Source organism: Allokutzneria sp. NRRL B-24872 (assembly GCF_002155965.1).
In the GTDB taxonomy this organism is placed as follows: domain Bacteria; phylum Actinomycetota; class Actinomycetes; order Mycobacteriales; family Pseudonocardiaceae; genus Allokutzneria.
Map to the genome: position 1 here is coordinate 1 of NZ_MUMH01000033.1, position 16500 is coordinate 16500.

At 70.5% G+C, this 16500-nt stretch carries 21 protein-coding genes; 11 read left to right on the plus strand and 10 right to left on the minus strand.

Annotated elements, in window-relative coordinates; translation table 11 throughout:
* Positions 1-132 precede the first annotated feature (132 nt).
* Entirely contained in the window at positions 133-912 is a 780-nt protein-coding gene (locus CCN37_RS09995; RefSeq protein WP_086820431.1) for an isocitrate lyase/phosphoenolpyruvate mutase family protein, read from the minus strand.
* A 105-nt stretch (positions 913-1017) separates the two neighbouring features.
* Here CCN37_RS09995 and CCN37_RS10000 point away from each other — a divergent pair, with 105 nt between their 5' ends.
* The 3 genes from CCN37_RS10000 to CCN37_RS39750 all read left to right on the plus strand — a co-directional run bounded on the left by CCN37_RS10000 (position 1018) and on the right by CCN37_RS39750 (position 3059).
* A complete protein-coding gene (locus CCN37_RS10000) occupies positions 1018-1656 on the plus strand; it encodes a bifunctional 2-polyprenyl-6-hydroxyphenol methylase/3-demethylubiquinol 3-O-methyltransferase UbiG (protein ID WP_086820432.1) in 639 nt (212 codons plus the stop codon).
* 84 nt (positions 1657-1740) lie between these two features.
* Entirely contained in the window at positions 1741-2460 is a 720-nt protein-coding gene (locus CCN37_RS39745) for a hypothetical protein (protein ID WP_168200607.1), read from the plus strand.
* Between the two features lie 83 nt (positions 2461-2543).
* Positions 2544-3059: a CHRD domain-containing protein gene (locus CCN37_RS39750; protein ID WP_168200608.1), complete on the plus strand. Its 516-nt coding sequence runs from the start codon at positions 2544-2546 to the stop codon at positions 3057-3059.
* Between the two features lie 24 nt (positions 3060-3083).
* Here the strand turns inward: CCN37_RS39750 and CCN37_RS10010 are convergent, their stop codons facing one another.
* On the minus strand, positions 3084-3533 hold the full coding sequence (locus CCN37_RS10010; RefSeq protein WP_086820433.1) for a hypothetical protein: 450 nt from the start codon (positions 3531-3533) through the stop codon (positions 3084-3086).
* A 103-nt stretch (positions 3534-3636) separates the two neighbouring features.
* Between CCN37_RS10010 and rnhA the strand changes: the two genes are divergently transcribed.
* Positions 3637-4089 (plus strand): ribonuclease HI, encoded by a 453-nt coding sequence (gene rnhA / locus CCN37_RS10015; RefSeq protein ID WP_246842923.1) that lies wholly within the window; start codon positions 3637-3639, stop codon positions 4087-4089.
* A 6-nt stretch (positions 4090-4095) separates the two neighbouring features.
* On the opposite strand, the gene CCN37_RS10020 is transcribed toward rnhA, so the two are convergent.
* Positions 4096-5313 (minus strand): macrolide family glycosyltransferase, encoded by a 1218-nt coding sequence (locus CCN37_RS10020; protein ID WP_246842924.1) that lies wholly within the window; start codon positions 5311-5313, stop codon positions 4096-4098.
* 61 nt (positions 5314-5374) lie between these two features.
* Here CCN37_RS10020 and CCN37_RS10025 point away from each other — a divergent pair, with 61 nt between their 5' ends.
* The gene (locus CCN37_RS10025; RefSeq protein WP_086820436.1) at positions 5375-5980 is read left to right on the plus strand and encodes a TetR/AcrR family transcriptional regulator; all 606 of its coding nucleotides are present in this window, start codon (positions 5375-5377) and stop codon (positions 5978-5980) included.
* A gap of 21 nt (positions 5981-6001) precedes the next feature.
* Here the strand turns inward: CCN37_RS10025 and CCN37_RS10030 are convergent, their stop codons facing one another.
* Positions 6002-7573: an alpha/beta fold hydrolase gene (locus tag CCN37_RS10030; protein WP_246842925.1), complete on the minus strand. Its 1572-nt coding sequence runs from the start codon at positions 7571-7573 to the stop codon at positions 6002-6004.
* A gap of 179 nt (positions 7574-7752) precedes the next feature.
* On the opposite strand from CCN37_RS10030, the gene CCN37_RS10035 reads away from it, so the two are divergent.
* The gene (locus tag CCN37_RS10035) at positions 7753-8268 is read left to right on the plus strand and encodes a hypothetical protein (RefSeq protein WP_086820438.1); all 516 of its coding nucleotides are present in this window, start codon (positions 7753-7755) and stop codon (positions 8266-8268) included.
* A gap of 119 nt (positions 8269-8387) precedes the next feature.
* Here CCN37_RS10035 and CCN37_RS10040 read toward each other — a convergent pair whose 3' ends face one another.
* A complete protein-coding gene (locus CCN37_RS10040; protein ID WP_086820439.1) occupies positions 8388-8753 on the minus strand; it encodes a DUF4345 domain-containing protein in 366 nt (121 codons plus the stop codon).
* Between the two features lie 93 nt (positions 8754-8846).
* Here CCN37_RS10040 and CCN37_RS10045 point away from each other — a divergent pair, with 93 nt between their 5' ends.
* Positions 8847-9428 (plus strand): CGNR zinc finger domain-containing protein, encoded by a 582-nt coding sequence (locus tag CCN37_RS10045; RefSeq protein ID WP_086820440.1) that lies wholly within the window; start codon positions 8847-8849, stop codon positions 9426-9428.
* On the plus strand, positions 9425-9880 hold the full coding sequence (locus CCN37_RS10050; protein WP_086820441.1) for a protein-tyrosine phosphatase family protein: 456 nt from the start codon (positions 9425-9427) through the stop codon (positions 9878-9880). Before CCN37_RS10045 ends, CCN37_RS10050 begins: the two co-directional genes overlap by 4 nt.
* Here CCN37_RS10050 and CCN37_RS10055 read toward each other — a convergent pair.
* The 4 genes from CCN37_RS10055 to CCN37_RS10070 all read right to left on the minus strand — a co-directional run bounded on the left by CCN37_RS10055 (position 9850) and on the right by CCN37_RS10070 (position 13223).
* The gene (locus tag CCN37_RS10055; RefSeq protein WP_086820442.1) at positions 9850-10644 is read right to left on the minus strand and encodes a TIGR02452 family protein; all 795 of its coding nucleotides are present in this window, start codon (positions 10642-10644) and stop codon (positions 9850-9852) included. The genes CCN37_RS10050 and CCN37_RS10055 overlap by 31 nt on opposite strands.
* A gap of 58 nt (positions 10645-10702) precedes the next feature.
* Positions 10703-11053 carry a hypothetical protein gene (locus tag CCN37_RS10060; protein ID WP_086820443.1) on the minus strand — a complete coding sequence of 117 codons (351 nt, stop codon included), beginning with the start codon at positions 11051-11053 and terminating at the stop codon, positions 10703-10705.
* Entirely contained in the window at positions 11050-12315 is a 1266-nt protein-coding gene (locus tag CCN37_RS10065; RefSeq protein ID WP_086820444.1) for an amidohydrolase family protein, read from the minus strand. Before CCN37_RS10065 ends, CCN37_RS10060 begins: the two co-directional genes overlap by 4 nt.
* Positions 12316-12398: 83 nt before the next feature.
* On the minus strand, positions 12399-13223 hold the full coding sequence (locus tag CCN37_RS10070) for a DUF4262 domain-containing protein (protein WP_168200609.1): 825 nt from the start codon (positions 13221-13223) through the stop codon (positions 12399-12401).
* Positions 13224-13352: 129 nt separating this feature from the next.
* Here CCN37_RS10070 and CCN37_RS10075 point away from each other — a divergent pair, with 129 nt between their 5' ends.
* On the plus strand, positions 13353-13826 hold the full coding sequence (locus tag CCN37_RS10075; protein ID WP_143261537.1) for an ATP-binding protein: 474 nt from the start codon (positions 13353-13355) through the stop codon (positions 13824-13826).
* Between the two features lie 9 nt (positions 13827-13835).
* Positions 13836-14189: an STAS domain-containing protein gene (locus tag CCN37_RS10080; RefSeq protein ID WP_086820447.1), complete on the plus strand. Its 354-nt coding sequence runs from the start codon at positions 13836-13838 to the stop codon at positions 14187-14189.
* Here CCN37_RS10080 and CCN37_RS10085 read toward each other — a convergent pair.
* A complete protein-coding gene (locus CCN37_RS10085) occupies positions 14168-15109 on the minus strand; it encodes a GlxA family transcriptional regulator (protein WP_246842926.1) in 942 nt (313 codons plus the stop codon). The genes CCN37_RS10080 and CCN37_RS10085 overlap by 22 nt on opposite strands.
* A gap of 171 nt (positions 15110-15280) precedes the next feature.
* On the opposite strand from CCN37_RS10085, the gene CCN37_RS10090 reads away from it, so the two are divergent.
* Positions 15281-15916 carry a DJ-1/PfpI family protein gene (locus CCN37_RS10090; protein WP_086820449.1) on the plus strand — a complete coding sequence of 212 codons (636 nt, stop codon included), beginning with the start codon at positions 15281-15283 and terminating at the stop codon, positions 15914-15916.
* Positions 15917-16500 lie beyond the last annotated feature (584 nt).

Here is a 16500-nt window from a genome sequence, read left to right on the forward strand (position 1 = left end):
GGAGGGCCGCCCAACCGCCCCAGCCTGCCCGCCGCCCACCTGGGGGGTGGTTCGCGATCTGGGGTCGCGGGCGGCGGGAAGGAGCCGGGGGACGGAGAGCGGGGGCGGTTGGCGACGTCTGGGGGTGACGGTTCAGTAGGGGTCCCGGCCGTCACGGATCGTGGCGAGCACGCCGCGCAGCGAGGCTTCGGCGGCGGCGTGCAGCCCGCCCCCGAAGCTCACCCTGCGCACTCCCAGCTCGGCCAGCCTGGCCAGTCCGGGGGTCGCGGGCAGCTTCGACCCTGGAGGAACGTAGGCGATGTTCACCGGGGCGTCCAACCCTTCAACCAGGGCCAAAACATCGGACTCGGCCGCGGCGAAGAGGGGGAAGACCGCGTCCGCCCCGGCAGCTACGTACGCGCGCCCCCGTTCCAGCGCGTCGGCGAGGCGGTCCTCGACCACCAACTGCGGCAGGAACGAGTCGACCCTGGCGTTGATCACGATCGGTACTCCGCTAGCCTCCGAGGCCGCCCGCACGGCCGCCAAGCGGTCCGCCTGCGCGGTTCTCCCGACCAGGCCGGTCGCGTTGTGGTCGCTGTCCTCCAGGTTGCAGCCGACCGCGCCCGCGCTGAGCAGCCGGTCGACGACCTCCTCCGCCGGGAGGCCGTAGCCCGCCTCGATGTCCGCGGTGACCGGCACCGACACCGCGCGGGAGATCCGGGCGACCGCCGCGAACATCTCCTCGGGCGGTGCTGCCTCGTGGTCGGCGTAGCCCAGCGACAGCGCCACCCCCATGCTCGTGGTGGCCAGCGCGGGGAAGCCCGCCTGCTCGGCGGCTCGCGCGCTCGACGCGTCCCACACGTTCGGCAGGATCAGCGGGTGCTCGGCGTGGTGCAGCTCGCGCAGGGTCGTGGCCAGTCTGACGGCATCCACCGGGTTCTCCTCGTTGTCGGTTGTTGGTTGTCGGTTGTCGGCACAGGTGCTCACCAGGTGGACGGAGCAGCGCGCCGATGTGTGACACGGGTAGCGTGCGGCGGCATGTCCGATATGAAAGCCGTTGTGCGCCAAGGCTATGACGCGGTCTCGGAGCGCTACCGGGGCCAGCACGACGACAGCGGCCCGTACGCGGAATGGCTGGAGGCGTTGCGCGAGCGCATCCCGGTCGGCGGCTCCGTGCTGGACGTGGGGTGCGGCTGCGGCGTCCCCGTCGCGCGCGACCTGGTGCGCGGCGGGCACCAGGTCACCGGCGTGGACATCAGCGAGGAGCAGATCCGGCGAGCGCGGGCCTTCGTCCCTTCCGCTGAGTTCGTCCGAGCCGATGCCTCGGAGGCGGAGTGGCCCGACGCGTCCTTCGACGCCGTGGTGTGCCTGTACGTGTTGTTCCACCTGCCGTTGTCCGAGCAGGGTGATCTGCTGAAGAAGACCGCGCGGTGGTTGCGGCCGGGTGGCTGGCTGCTGCTGTTGACCGGGCGCGACGCGCTGGAGTCGCGGGTCGAGGGCTGGCTGGGCAGCGACGCTCCGATGGTGTGGAGCCAGGCCGACGCGGCGACCTACCGGGCGCACCTCGACGCCGCCGGACTGGAAGTGGTGGAGCAGGTCGACGTGCGGGACTTCCTGCCAGGCAGCACCGACGTGCACTCGCTGTTCTGGGCTCGGGAGCCCTCCCGACGGCCGTAACTACGGTCCGCCGCATGACACTCCGTTGGATCAGCGTCCTCGCCGCGCTCTTCGACTCCGACCAGGGACGAAAGGTGATCTTCGGTGAGTGAACTGGGCGCCCTGCTGGGCATGCACCGCGTCGCCAACCGCCGCATCCTCGTCGTCGGCGGCATCGCGCTGGCCATCGGGATCGGCGCCGCCGTCTTCACCGCCAACCTCGTGCTCGGCGGGCCTTCGCGGTGGGCGGGCAACTCCAGCTCGATCGATCGCACGATCGGCATCGGCATGGGCGTGGTGGTGGTCGGTGTCCTCGGCGGGACCTGGTTGCTGGTGAAGGCCCTGCGCGGCGGGCTGAACGAGGTCTTCGAGGTCCACGAGCACGGACTTGTCCACAATGGACGGTCATGGCGGTGGGAGCAGGTGGTCAGCATCGATTCCGGTCACCCGCCCCAGCAGAACGGTGCCACACGACTGTTGGGCACCGGCCACCGCTGCGTGGTGCGCTTCGACGACGGCCAGCGCATCCGCTTCGACGGCCTCACGCTGGAGTCGGACCGCCTGGAAAGCCTTGTGCGGCACCATTGTCCGACCGCTGGGCCGCAGCCGCACCACGAACAGCGCTGGCGGCGCTTCGGCGCGGGGTGGCTGGTGGTCGGCCTGCTGCTGCTCGGTTCCGTCGTCGCCATGTTCGTGAACCTGGCGGTCAACGATCCCGACTACGGCGACGGCGCGCTCGCGCTGATCTCCGTCGGCGCGATCGTGGTGATCACCGCCGGGTTCGCGTGCATCGCCACGTTCTTCACCGTGCGCCGCAAGCAGTAGTTCACCCGGCCGAGGACCAATCCGAGTGCCGTGCGCCTTCGAAGAACTCGTGTAGGAAGCACCACGCTCTCCTGGAGGTTTTCGTGCGCTTCACATCTCGTGTTCTCGGCACGTCCGTGGCGGCAGCAGCCCTCGCCCTGGTCGCCATCGCCCCCGCTGCCAGCGCGTCCGAGACGCGGAGCGGCGTCGGCATCGGCATCGGTGTCGGCATCGGACTCGACCTGGACCTCGACCTGGGCTTGGGCCTGGGTCGCACCCACTCCGCCCACCTGACCGGCAAGGCCGAGGTCCCCGGGCCGGGCGACGCGGACGGCCGGGGCAGCGCCTCGGTCCGGATCGGCTCCGACCGGGTGTGCGCCACGATCTCGGTCAGCCGCATCGCCCCGGCCAGCGCCGCGCACATCCACCGCGGCGTCGCGGGCACCAACGGCCCGGTCGTGGTCAACTTCAAGGCACCCACCAACGGCCGCAGCTACAGCTGCGCGGACGTGAGCCGCGACCTGGCCAAGGAACTGCGCCGCAACCCCAGCGGCTTCTACGTCAACGTGCACAACAGCGAGTTCGCCGCCGGAGCCATCCGCGGCCAGCTGCGCCGCTGATCGTTCTCGGGGTGGGTTGTCCGCTCACCCACCCCGAGATCTCCGCACGGCAACCGCCTCGGGGCACCGCGCCAGCAGGGTTCCCGCCAGCAACGGCCCGTCGACGGCGCCGCTGTGGATCACCAGGCGCCCGCCGCCGGAGAACCGCACGACGCAGCGCGACAGCGTGCGCCGACGCGGGTCCCACCGCACGCGCAGCGCGGCCACCTCGCCCCACGTCCAGCTGCGGCGGCCACTCCGGCGGTGGTGCACCAGGCCGTTCTCGTGGACGTCGAAGCGCTCGCGCACACCACCGCGAAGCACTCGTGCGAGTGGTACGAACGCGAGCACAAACCCAAGCGCCACAACGGTGATCCCCAGTTCGACGGTCAGCACCGCGCCGAAGGCGATCGCCGTGCCGGTCGCGAGGTGGTAGCGGTTGTCGACCGGGTGCGTGCTGAGGAGTTCACCGAGCCGGTCCACCACGTCATCCACGGCCTCATCCTGCGCGAACGCACCGGGGACCGGTCCCGAGCGCCACCCCGGATAGGCTCGACCGACCTCGATGCCGACGTCGGGGCGGACGGATGGCGAGAACGTGCGAGGACAGCAGGTCGTCGAGATCTACACCGACGGCGCGTGCAGCGGGAACCCCGGGCCGGGCGGGTGGGGAGCGGTGCTGCGCTACGGCACGCACGAGCGGGAACTGCACGGCGGGGACGCGGGACCGACGACCAACAACCGCATGGAGCTCACCGCCCCCATCAAGGCGCTCGGCTGCCTCACCCGGCCCTCGCAGGTGCACATCTACACCGACAGCACCTACGTCCGCAACGGCATCCTGTCGTGGCTGGCGAACTGGAAGCGCAACGGCTGGATGACCAGCTCCCGCGAACCGGTGAAGAACGCCGACCTGTGGCGGGAGCTGGACGCAGCGGTCTCCCAGCACGACGTCGAGTGGCACTGGGTGAAGGGCCACTCCGGCCACCCCGACAACGACCGCGCCGATCGGCTCGCGGTGCTCGGCGTCTCCGAGGCCCGCGACTCCTGAAGTTCGCTAGACGCGGGCGGACAGGAACTTCTGCACGATGTCGGCTCCGTCTGTTGCACCACCCGCGGAGCGGATTCCCGCTGAGAACGCCTTCGCCGACTCGCGAAGCGAGGGATCGCTGAGCACGCGCTCCACCGCGGCGCGGAGTTCGACGGGAGGCACGGCGCGGCCGGAGAGGTTGTGGCGCAACACCAGAGCCGCCCCCTTGGCGGCCACGGCACGCGCGATGATCAACTGCTCGACCTGCTGCGGGAGCACGACGAGCGGCACTCCGTAGTACAGGCCCTCCAGTGCGCTGTTCATGCCGCCGTGGGTGACGAAGGCGGAGACGCGGGCGAGCACGTCGAGCTGCGGAACGGACGGGCGCACGAGCATGTTCGGCGGCGGCGTGCCCGGATCGGCGTGCGGACCGACGGCGAGGACGAACCGCGCGGGCACGTCGGCGAGCGCGGTGAAGCAGGTGCGGAAGAACGCTTGAGTACCCGCGTGCAGCGTGCCGAGCGACACGAGCACGAGCGGTTCGGGGCCGTCCAGGAACTCCGCCAGCTCGGGATCGACCTCGGCGACGCGGTTCTCGGCGTCGATGGTGGGGCCGAAGAAGTGGCAGCGCTCGTCCAGCAGCGGGTTGGGCGGCTGGAGTTCGCGCGGGATCGGGAAGAGCGTCACGTCGCCGCGGATCGGCAGGGTCGGCGAGGGCGGGTAGATGTCCTTGCCGAGCGCGCGGACGAGCCGTTTCTTGGCCGCCACCACGGACGGGATGTCGGGGATCATCGGCACCATCGAGTGCCACCACTCGCGCGCGGTCAGGCAGCGGAAATCCTTGACCCCCAACATGAACGTGGTCATGAGCGAGATCTTGGGCAGTCCGGCGCGGGCGGCGGCCATGTAGCCCCACAGCGCGTTGGAGTCGAAGGCCACCGCGTCCGGGCGCAGCGCGCGGAACTCCTCGACGAGGAACGGCACCAGGGTCTGGGCGGCGGGCAGCAACTTCGAGACCACGCGCACCGGCCCGCCGGAGGTGGTGGCGTCGGCGATGGCGCGCGCGGAGACCGTGCCCTCCGGGTACGCGCGGAACTCCGCGCCCGTGCGCTCGATCGTGTCGCGGAACTCGCCGCTGCTGTAGTAGACGACCTCCACGCCCCGGCGAACCAGTTCACGCACAAGGGGGACGCTGGGGTTGACGTGACCGGCGGCGGGCATCCCGGTCAGGGCTATCCGGCTCACCAGACCTCCTCGGGTCAACTTACATTGGCTATAAACTTACACCCGATGTAACGTCGTCGCCGTGGAGTCCCGGCGGGAGCGCAAGAAGCTCGCGGTCAGGCGGCAGCTCGCCGACGCGGCGCTGCGGCTGTTCAGCGAGCAGGGTTACGAGAGGACCACCGTCGCGCAGATCGCGGCGGAGGCGGACGTGGCCACGAAGACGTTCTTCAACCACTTCCGCAGCAAGGAGGACGTCCTCTTCGCCGACTCCGGGCCGAGGGCTCCCGTGCCGCTGAAGGTGCTGGCCGACCGGCAGCCGGGCGAGACCCCCGCTCAGCTGCTGCTGCGGGCCTACGACGCGATGCTCGGCGACTACCTCACCGAGGGCGTCGGGCGGCACGACCCCGAGAGCATGGCGCGGTTCACCAAGCTGATCATGTCGGAGCCGGCGTTGCGCGGACGGGCGTTGCAGCTCAACCAGGAGGTGCAGCGGGAGCTCGCCGCCGGACTGCTGCGCGCGTTCCCGGACACGTTGGACGAGATCGACGCGGCGGCGGCGGTCGGCGCGATGAGCGGCGGAGCGCAGGGTGCGGCGCTCAAGAGCCTGGAGCTGGGCCAGTCCGAAGAGCAGTTCTGGGCGGCGCTGCGGCGCGGCGTGGAGATAGGACTGCGCGGCCTGCCCGACTGAACGAGCAGGCCGCGCGGGTGGCTAGAAGGTGACGACGCGGTTGGAGTCGTACGGGGAGCGCTCGACGGTGAGGCCGTCACCCGTCTTCGGCGCGGACGTCTCTGGCGTGGGGATCGGCTCTCCCGGGCAGGAGGCGGCGCTGGCCCTGCCGGTCGCGAAGAACTCCACACCCGTTGCGCCGCAGGGAAGTCGCGAGAGCGAGCCGTGCCGGTCGTCCTCGATGGTGAACAGCGAGCCGCCGATCTTGCCGCGCATCGACACGGCCCAGTCGATCGGCGTCACGCCCTCGTAGAGGTGGCCGACCAGCTGCAGCGCGCTGGCGCCGGACTTGAGCCGCCACGGCTGCACGGGCAGCGGCCAGTTCGCGCACATGCCGTCGAAGGAGGCCTTCTCCCCCGCCGCCGGGTACTTGGCGATGCGGCCCATGCGGTGCTTCCACGAGGTCTCGAAGTCGCGAGTGCTCAGCGCCTCGTTGCAGATCACCGCCACGTTGAGGAAACGGCTGAAGCCCTCGGGCTTGCTCGCGAGCCCACGGGCGGCCGATCGAGCTCCGGCGGCGTTGGCGGCCTGGCGCGCGGCCTCGGGCACCTCGTTGTCGCGGATCTTCACCAGCTCGGCGGCGGCGCTGGACCACCACGAGCGGTTCGCGGTCATCAGCGAGGTGATCGTGTCGCCGTCGATGGTGATCTGGGATTCGCCGGTGCCGACCGCGCGCGGCGACTCGGTGAGCAGCTTGCGCAGGTCGAACAGCGCCTTGGAGACCTCGCCGTGCGTGGTGCCGAAGTGGTAGACGCGGTCGTAGCGCGAGATCCAGGTGGCGAAGTCGTTGTGCAGGTTCTCGTAGGCGGCGACCGTGGTGTTGTCGATCTCGTTGAGGTCGAAGTTGGCCAGCATCACCGAGTCGAGCAGCATCCGGTCCACGTTGCCGTCGAAGAGGCTGCGGTAGTGCGCGCCGAGCGCGGTGCCCCAGGACACGCCGTAGTAGTTGATCTTCTGTTCGCCCAGCGCGGTGCGGATCACGTCGATGTCGCGCGCGATCGCGTCGGTGGTGAGGTTGCGGGAGAACTCCAGGTCGCTCTCGGCGCAGCGCCGGTTCGCCCTGCCGTCGCGCGCGGAGAGGAAGCGGGCCTTCTCCTTGGCCGACCAGGACTGCGGCGGCTGCTCGGCGTCCTCGGGCAGCTCCCGGCAGGTCACCTTGTCGCTGTAGCCGACGCCGCGCGGGTCGAAGCCGATCAGGTCGTGCGTGCGGCCCAGGTCCTTGACCGTGCTGTCCAGAACTCCTTGCGGCATGCGGATTCCGGCGCCGCCGGGACCTCCGGGGTTGAACACCATGACGCCCCTGCGCGCGGCGGGGTCGCCGGCCTTCACGCGGCTGACCGCGATCTCGATCTTGCGGCCGTCGGGCTTGGCGTGGTCGAGCGGGACCGCGACCGTGGCGCACTCGGTGCGCGTGTCGTCGGGGCTCCAGCCGTTGGCGACGTCCTTGCAGAGCTTCCAGTCCGGCGCGGCGGGAGCGGCCGACACGGCCGGTGCCACCACCAGTGTGGCGGCGAGCGCCACCGCCGCCGAGGCGGCGAGTGCTGAGCGGGTCAAGGGTCCTCCGTGGTGGTGCGACTGTCCGTGGCGGCGGATTCCCCGCAAACGTATTGAGCGCGTGAATGCGGCGAATCGGGGACAACCCTGAGATGCCCCTCGGCCATTCCTGTGCAAATGCATGGAACTGTCGGCGGTGTACTAGAGTCCGCGCGGACCACGACGAACACGGGGGCACGATGAGGTCGGCGATCTTCCTGACGACTGTCGGACTGGCGCTCGCGCTGACGGGGTGCGAGGACAAGGCCAGCGCTCCGCCTCCTCCGCCGCCCGCTCCTTCGTCGGCTGCACCGTCGTCCACGGCGGCTCCCGTTCCGACGACTCCGGCGACCCCGGTTGGCACGCCGAAGACCGTCGAGGCGGCGATCCAGCGCTTCGAGAAGTACCTGCACGGCGTGGGCAACCAGGACCTCGACGTGGTGTGCGACGTCGCCGGGCCGGGCGCGAAGAAGGCCGAGGCGAAGGGCTTCGGCACCTGCAGGCAGACGTTCCCGATCACCTTCCAGATGCTCGGCGCGGCCAAGCGGACCGCGTTGCAGACCGCCACCATCGACGCCAAGCAGGTCCGCCAGCGCGCGAACGGTGACGTCGACATCCCCGCGAAGGCCATCCGCGCGAGCGTCACGATCGGCGAACGCGACCTCGGCGACGCGGTCCTCTCCTACCAGAACGGCACCTGGTTCGTCATCGACTAGGACTCCGCCCCGCTCGCCCCATCGCACCCCGAAGTGGTCTAGACCTCACCCGTTTCGTACCGAAAGCGGGATTTGGGAGCGCTCGCTTTCCCGATACCGGTACGAAACGGATTTGGGGGCTAGTGGGCGGTGACGAGGAGGGTGGCGGCGATGAGTTCTACGGCGAAGTAGAACCAGATGGGGTAGAAGGCCGTTCGCGTGTCGGCCAAGCGGGAGATCAGGCGTCCTAGAGCCATTCCTGCGAGGGCGGCGGCGACGGTGAGGACGACTCCGGCGCGCACTCCCCCGATGTCGGCCGCGGCCACGCCGAGCATCGCGGCGATCGCGACGCCGAAGCCGCCGTAGACCGCTCGGACCTCGGAGCGAGCTTCAGGGCTCTCGACGCGCAGGCGGAACGGGCGAGCCAGCGCAGCGGGTGCCACCAGCGCGTACCCGCCCATGGCCAGGAAGAACGCGCCCACCGCGACGATCACGATCGTGTCCATGCGCGCAGCCTCGCGGCTCGCGCGGCCCACGGCTTCCGGAAACCTGCTGTAAGGCTTGTGCTACGTTTTCAACACTTACCCGAGGAGGGCGCGGTGGAGATCCCCGTTGACGAGTACGCGCTCGGCGCGGCGGTGGCGACCGACCTGGTCACGACCTCGCCGACGGTCCGCGAGAGCACCGGCGAGGCGCTGCCGACTCCGATCGCCCTCGCGGTTTTCCTTGCGGGACAAGGACTTCAGCTCGACGCGCCGCTGCCGCCGACGAAGGACGACGTCTTCCAGGTCCAGCTGCTGCGCCGCGAGGTGCGCGGGATCATGGAGACGGAGACGGCCGACCAGGCGGTCGCGGGCTGCCAGGTCCTGCTGCGCCGAGCAGGGCTCGCGCCGGTGCTGCGCCGCGCTGCGGACGACAAGTGGCAGTGGCACGTGCCGACCGCGCCAGGGGCTTCGCTGGCCGACGAGCTGGCCGCGCTCATCAGCACGGCGTTGCTCGGCGTCGTGCGCGCGCTCGGCCACGAGCGCTTCCGCGCGTGTGAAGCCCCGGGCTGCCGGGGCGTCTTCGTCGACACGAGCCGAGCCGGACGTCGCCGCTACTGCATGCCCGAGCTGTGCGGGAACCGCCACAACGTCGCCAAGCACCGCGCGAGGCGCCAAGCCAGGAGTGTGGACGCATGACCGAACCCAGACTTCCCGGAGCGATCGAGCTGCCCGACGGCAGCTGGGTCCGCGGCCGTGGCCTGCGGCGACCGTGGCCAGAGGGACCGGTGCCGGACTTCGGCCTCTACCTCGGCGCGGGCAGATTCCGCCGCACACAAGAAGAACGGCTCGACTGGCCGCACACGTGGATCGAGTGGCCGGACTTCCTGCTGCCGCGCGATCGCGCCTTCGCCGTGGAGCAGATCCACCAGCTGCACGAGCGGGCGCGCTCCGGCGAGGCGGTCGAGGTCGCGTGCGGCGGCGGAGTGGGCCGCACCGGGACGGTGTTCAGCTGCCTGGCGATCCTCGCCGGGGTCGAGCCCGGCGAGGCCGTCGCCTGGACCCGGGAACGCTTGCACCCCAAGGCGGTCGAGACGCCGTGGCAGAAGCGCTGGGTCGCTCAGTTCAGCGCGTCGCGGAAGGCCGCGTAGGTCGCTCCTCCGCGTCCCCGGTCGAGCACGGCGAACGTCACGTGCTCGAACCAGGGGCCGCGCCGCAGCGCCTCGGCGAACGCACCGGCCACAGTGGACGGATCGTTGCCGAACACGCCACAGCCCCACGCGCCCAGCACGAGTCGCCGGTGACCGTTGTCGGCGGCGACCTCAAGCACGCGCATCGCCCTGCGCCGCAACACTTCCGGCACACTCGAGGCGCGCTCCGGCTGGTTGCGCAGCATGGCCTGGAGATTGGGCGCGGCGGAGGTCAGGAACGACACCGGGTAAGCCTCGTCGAGCAGATTTCCCTTGTCGTCCCGGAAAACCGGCACCCGCGGCGAGTAGATCACGCGATCGCTGTAGGTCAGATCGGGATCGCCCCGGTGGTGGAGGTAGAAGTCCCACGCGGCGCGCAGGCACGGGTACAGCGCCGATCCTCGCGCCAGCGACTCCTCCTGCGCTTCGGCCCCGTTGAGGAACCCGCCGCCGGGATTGCGCGCTGACGCGAAGACCAGGCACGCCACGTCTCCCCCGAGCCGTCGCGCTGCGTCCAGAGTGGACTCGTTGACGACCTCGACCACTCGCCGCTGCACTGGCTGCGGCGCTGTGACTCGGTCTTCTGGTTGATAAACAAGCGTTCCGGACACCGCAGCGGCAACGCCGGCGCTGATGTCCACCGTGTCACCCGATGCCGTCCGGTAGGAACCACGTTCGGCGATGGACACGGTCTCGCGGGCGATCGCCCGCAACCTGGTACTCACGAAACCAGGATCGGACGATCGCCCGCCGCACCGCAACCGATATCCACACCGGTGCCCACTACGGGCGGTGCCGCTGCACCTTCACCTCGTACGGGTCGATCCACTGCCCGTGCGGTGACTGCTCGACCATCGGGTCCGCCCACCACACGCGGAGCCGGTTCGGCCGCGCCTCTTGGATGCGGGCCTCGCGCCACTCGCCGGGCTCGTGCTCCACCCACCAGATGTCGGCGAGGCAGGACATGCCGTCGTTGCGCAGCACGCGCTCGGCCTGCTCGAAGTCGGACGGCCCCGCGAGGGCGGCGGCGAACACGGTCATCGGCTGCCACCCCGTCGTCGTCGGCACGAGGTGGCCCAGGATCTCGCCGTCGTCGTCACGGTGCACGGCGATCGGGCTCGTTCCGGTGGTCATGGCGTGTACTCCTTAAAAGCGGCAATCACCTTGTCAGTCAGTTCTCTCAACATCGCCAGGCCCGCGGCCTCGTCCGCCGAGCCCACGTACCCGTCGAGGTCGACGCGCTCGCCCTGCTTCCACACCGCCGCCACGTACTGCGTGTCGGAGATGAAGCGGTCAGGCTGCCCTTCGACCAGCACCACGTCCGCGCGCAGACCCGGCAGCACCCGCCCGCGGTCGGCGAGACCGAACACGTCCGCCGTGCGCGCGGTCGCCGCGCACAGGGCTTCCAGCGGGTGGAAACCCGCCGCCACCAAGTGCTGCAGCTCGCGGTGCAGGCTCGCGCCGTGGACGATGCCCGGGTTGGGCGCGTCGGTGCCCGCGAGCACGGTCACCCCCGCCTCGCGAAGGCGCCCGACGTTGTCCACCGGCAAGCGGAAGTCCGGCAGGACGGGCGGCATCCACCGCTCCCCCTGCCCCTTCACGACCTCCAGCCACGCCGGGCCGAGCCTCGGCATCATCGTCAGCTCGCCCAGCAACGGCATCTGCTTGTCCGGTCCCGGAAAGCCGTCCGCGACCGACAGCGTCGCGATCACCGAGACGCCGGCTGCCGCGAACGCCTGGACCTGCTCGTCGCTGAGGTGGTCGAACGGCACGTGCGCGAACACGTCCACGCCGGTCGGCAGCAAGTCCATCGCCGCCTGCGCCGTGCTGATGTGCGCCACGACCTTCAGCCCCGCGCGGTGCCCGGCCGCGACGAGCGCGGCCACCGTCGGAACGTCAAGCGACGGCCACGACATCGGCCCCCCACCACCGGGCTCGTACAGGACCTTCAGGTGGGTCGCCCCCTCCGCCAGGCGGTCCGCGACGAAGCCGTCTGCTTCCTCAGGCGCTGTGATGCAAGGGAAAGGCGCGTACATCAGCGATGGGTGCCCGCCCGGCGCGGTCGCTCCGACGCTCGACGAGCGCACGTCCGCCGCGTTCGGCCCGGCCCCCTGCTCCATCGCTTCGCGCACGAGGTCGGGCTTGCTGAACATGTCCAGCACCGTCGTCACACCGAACGTCGCCGCCTGCTTCGGCGTGCCGCTCAGCAGGTGCACGTGGGCGTCGATCAGGCCCGGCAGCACCGTGCCGCCACCGCCGTCCACGTGCTCGTCGCCCGGCTCCAGCAGCTCGGGACCACCCACCGCCACGATCAGGCCGTCATCCAGCCGGACCGCGGAGTCGCTGGTCACGCGCTCGCCGTCGAAGATCCGGACGTTCGTCATCGTCGTCGCCATGGCAGCGACGCTAAGGACTCACGTGACGTGAGGGTCAAGCGCGACGATCTCCACGAACAGGTGGGCCGCGTCGCGTTCCGGGCTCAGGGGGTGGCCACCTGCCAGGCTTGCTCGCTGCGCCGCAGCACGTCGGCGTCGGGCTTCTCGCCCTTCCAGTCGCTGGCCGCGTCGGCGGCGGTGCCCTCGTCGAGGTCGGCCCGCGCGAGGAGCCCGGGATGCCGCAGCACCAGGTCGCCGAGGTAGGCCAGACACAGGTCGTCGGCGTCGTAGCCGCGCTGGTCCAGCACGTCGAAGCAGCCCGCCTCGTTCAGCACCCACGTCGGCGCGACGCCGTTGAGCACGGAGCGGGTGGTCAGCGCCCACACGTCGGGGCCGGAGGCGAAGGGGAAACCGGGTTCCAGCTGGCCGACGAGCCGCCACCCGCCCGCCGGGTGCTCCGACACCGGCAGCCACGCGCGGGCCTGCCGGGTGCGGCACCCGGTGGTGGCCGCGTCGTCCCACGGCCAGCGCCCGTCCTTGTCCGGCCACACGACCTGGCGGAAGGGGACGTCGACGCCGTAGAAGCGGTGCGCCGTACCGAACAACGGGTCGTGCCAGTCGCGGTGCACCACGCGCAGCTGCGTCGGGACGCCCTCGATCACGCCGGTGAACGGCACGTCCTCGCCGGGCCAGCCGTGCTCCACGCAGTGCTCGACGCACGTGTTGAGCCAGTGCTGCATGTCCTCCCCGCCCAGGCCGAACATCACCAGCTCCGGCTGCCGGAAGCTGTGCCACAGGCCGACGGTGTAGGTGAAGTCGACGGGGCCGGGAATCCTGAGCACGCACCAGCCTGATCGACTGACGATGTCCGAGGTCGCCGCGTCGCGTCCGGCGGGTCGCTCCGTGCAGATCAAGCAGGAACAAGACACCGTCCGGACTGTACGCACTCCGAAGGGGCGGTGCCGTGATCCACCGGCAACCTCCTGATGGTTTCCCGGCTCGTGCCGCCGGGTATCGGATGGGCGGATGTGCCGAGTACAGCGAGGGTGTGGTCAACCATGTGGTCCCAGTCAGTGGGCGCGTCGCAGGACTCGGGCAGTGCTACCCGTGACACCCGCGACGACAGCGACACCACAGTCACCTGCGACCTCGACGCGATGAGCATGCGCGAGGTGCGTGACCGCGTGCGAGCGATGCTCGCCAGCGGAACCGGCGTGCCGGTCGACGACGCGGTGCAGGTCGTCGACGAGCTGGTCAGCAACTCCCACCGGCACGGAGCGGCGCCGAGGACGTGCCGGCTGAGCCTGCTGGAGCGAGGCAGGCTGCGCGTGGAGGTCGACGACGGTTCGCTCGGCCTGCCGAAGATCCGCAAGCCGGACAACAGCGGTGGGCGCGGCCTGCTGCTGGTCGACCGGATCGCCACGGCGTGGGGTGCCACGCGGCGCGAGCACGAGAAGACGGTGTGGGCCGAGGTCGACCTCGGCCGTCCCGGCGGGCGCGGGCGCGCCTCGCACCTGGCCCAGTCGAGCTGAGGGGTTGTCATGCGCAGCGCCATCGGCCTGGAGATCTCCCACGAGCGAGTCGGTGCCGCCTGCGTGATCACCGTCGGCGGGGAGATCGACTTCGACACGGCCGCTTCCCTGCGCGAGGCGGCGGAGTCGTGCGTCGACGAGGTCTGTGTGCTCGACCTCTGCACGGTCACCTTCCTCGCCTCCGCCGGGCTGACCGCGCTGCTGGAGGCAACCGTGACCGCGCGGGCCCGCGGGGCTTCGCTGCGCATCGTCGTCGACGGCAACCAGCCGGTGATCAGGCCGATCGAGATCACCGAGCTCGACCGGGACCTCGCGCTGTTCCACTCCGTCGGCGAAGCGCTTCAGGCCCGCAGCTTCCGGTAGGCCGACGGCGACGTGCCGTACTGGTCGACGAAGGTCTTGCGCAGCGTCTCCGTCGAGCCGAAACCGCAGCGCCGCGCCACCGCCGCCAACGGCAGGCCCGTGCTCGCGAGCAGTCGGCGCGCCAGCTCGGAGCGAACCGTCCGCACGTAGCGGCTCGGGCTCACGCCGAGGTGTTCAGCGAAGAGCCGGGTCAGGTGCCGCGCGCTGTGCCCGAAGCGCTTCGCCAGCGCGGCGACGCCGAGGTCCTGCGCCGGGTTCGCCTCCACGTAAGCGACGACCGAGCGGATGAAGTCCTTCTCCGGGGTCGGTGCCGCGAGGAACATGCTCACCTGGTCCTGCTCACCAGGTCGTTGCAGGTAGGCGATGAGGGAGCGGGCGACGGCGCGCGCCAGCTCCGGCCCGTGGTCGTCGGTCACGAACGACAGCGCCAAGTCCAGCCCGCTCGTCACCCCCGCCGCCGTGTAGACGTCGCCCTCGCGCACGAAGATCGGCCCCGCGTCGACCTGCACGGCGGGATAGGCCTCAGCGAGCCGTTCCGCGAACGCCCAGTGCGTCGTCGCGCGGCGGCCGTCCAGCAATCCCGCCGCAGCCAACAGGAAAGCGCCCGTGCACACCGATGCCACGCGGCGGCTGCACGCGGCGAGCCTGCGGAGCTGAGCGATCATCCGGTGATCGGCCGCCGCGCGCTCGTGCCCCCAGCCACCGATGACGATCACCGTGTCGAGTGATCCGGTCACGTGCTCCAGCCGCTGCCGCACGTCCAGGGTCAGCCCCGACGAGCACCGCACCGGCGCTCCGCCCAGCGTCGCCAGTTCGATCTCGTACCCCGGCCGCGCTCCGTGCCGGTTCGCCGCGTCCAGCACGTCCGTGGGGCACGCTATGTCCAGCAGCTCCGCGCCCTCGTAGGCGATCACCAGCACTCGGCGCGCGTTGTCCACCGTTCCCTTGTACCAGCGTTCCCTTGTACCAGCGTTCCCTTGTGCCAGCGTTCCCTTGTGCCAGCGTTCCCTTGTGCCAGCGTTTCGGACCGGCATCGCAGCGCTCCGGACATCCGCGCCCGCCCAGGCTGTTCTGCTTGTCAGGCTCAGGTCATGGACATCGCTTTCGTGCTCTACCCCGAGGTGACACCGCTCGACCTCGTCGGTCCCTTGCAGGTGCTCACCGCGCTCAGCACCTTCGAGCCCTCGTACCGGACCGTTGTCGTCAGCGCGGAGCCCGGTCCGGTTGCCACCGACCTACCGCTGACCCTCGTTGGGAGCAGCACGTTCTCTGCCGTTCCCGACCCGTACATGGTCGTCGTGCCGGGCGGGCTCGGGACCTTCAAGCACCTCGCCGATGCGGCGTTGCTGTCGTACGTGCGGTCGGCATCGCGGGCTGTTTCGGTGTGCACCGGGTCGCTGATCCTTGGTGCTGCTGGGCTTCTTTCGGGGCGGCGGGCCACCAGCCACTGGGCTGTGCTCGACGCGCTCGGTGCTTATGGCGCGATCCCGGTGGCGGAGCGATGGGTCTCGGACGGGCCGGTGACGACTGCCGCTGGCGTGTCGGCGGGGATCGACGTGGCGCTGCACCTGGCGGAGGAGCTCGCCGGGGCGGACGTGGCTCGGCAGGTGCAGCTGGCGATCGAGTACGAGCCCGAGCCGCCGTTGGCGTGGGACGGCGTGGACCGGGCGGCGTTGGAGGAGCCGTTGCGGCGGGCTCTGCGGAGTGCGGCCGGGCTGGAGTTCTGACTCGGGGACGGCTGGACTTCCGGCTGGGGGTACTAACTGGGGTACGGCTGGACTTCCTTATCGGGGACGGCTGGGCTTCCAGCTGGGGTACTAACTGGGGTACGGCTGGACTTCCAGCGGGGGTACGGCTGGACTTCCAGCTGGCGCCGGTATCAGCGGCGGGTGCGGCTGGGCTTCCCGCTCGCACCGGTACCAGCGTGGGGTCGGCTTGACCTGGGGCCCCTTGCGCGTGCCCTCATTGGCCGGGCGGGCACGGGATGAATCCCGGCCCACGCGGACAAGCGTATGGCACGCGCACCCCAGGTAAAGCCGACCAGTTTCGCTCGCGGCTGAAAGTCGTCTTGTTGTTGCGCTGCAACGGATTTGACGCTCTCACAGGACTTGCTAAAATTGAGGTATCCAATAGGAAGGGAGGTGTGATCATGTTGGATATCGCAGAACTCCAGTCAACATTGATAGATCATCTCCAAGCGCAAGACGTCTACCGGCTTTCCGAGGAAGAACACCTCGCGTTCCTGGACGGCCTGGAAACCCTCTCGAACCTTGTGACCGCTGTGAAGACTGACGCGGCGACGCACGCGGAG

Bases quoted from the DNA above. Each gene is read 5' to 3' on its own strand.
- CCN37_RS10000 (WP_086820432.1), top strand. From the start codon at position 1,018: ATGTCCGATATGAAAGCCGTTGTGCGCCAAGGCTATGACGCGGTCTCG.
- CCN37_RS10035 (WP_086820438.1), top strand. From the start codon at position 7,753: ATGAGGTCGGCGATCTTCCTGACGACTGTCGGACTGGCGCTCGCGCTG.
- CCN37_RS10040 (WP_086820439.1), bottom strand. From the start codon at position 8,753: ATGGACACGATCGTGATCGTCGCGGTGGGCGCGTTCTTCCTGGCCATG.
- CCN37_RS10050 (WP_086820441.1), top strand. From the start codon at position 9,425: ATGACCGAACCCAGACTTCCCGGAGCGATCGAGCTGCCCGACGGCAGC.
- CCN37_RS10060 (WP_086820443.1), bottom strand. From the start codon at position 11,053: ATGACCACCGGAACGAGCCCGATCGCCGTGCACCGTGACGACGACGGC.
- CCN37_RS10065 (WP_086820444.1), bottom strand. From the start codon at position 12,315: ATGGCGACGACGATGACGAACGTCCGGATCTTCGACGGCGAGCGCGTG.
- CCN37_RS10075 (WP_143261537.1), top strand. From the start codon at position 13,353: ATGTGGTCCCAGTCAGTGGGCGCGTCGCAGGACTCGGGCAGTGCTACC.
- CCN37_RS10080 (WP_086820447.1), top strand. From the start codon at position 13,836: ATGCGCAGCGCCATCGGCCTGGAGATCTCCCACGAGCGAGTCGGTGCC.
- CCN37_RS10090 (WP_086820449.1), top strand. From the start codon at position 15,281: ATGGACATCGCTTTCGTGCTCTACCCCGAGGTGACACCGCTCGACCTC.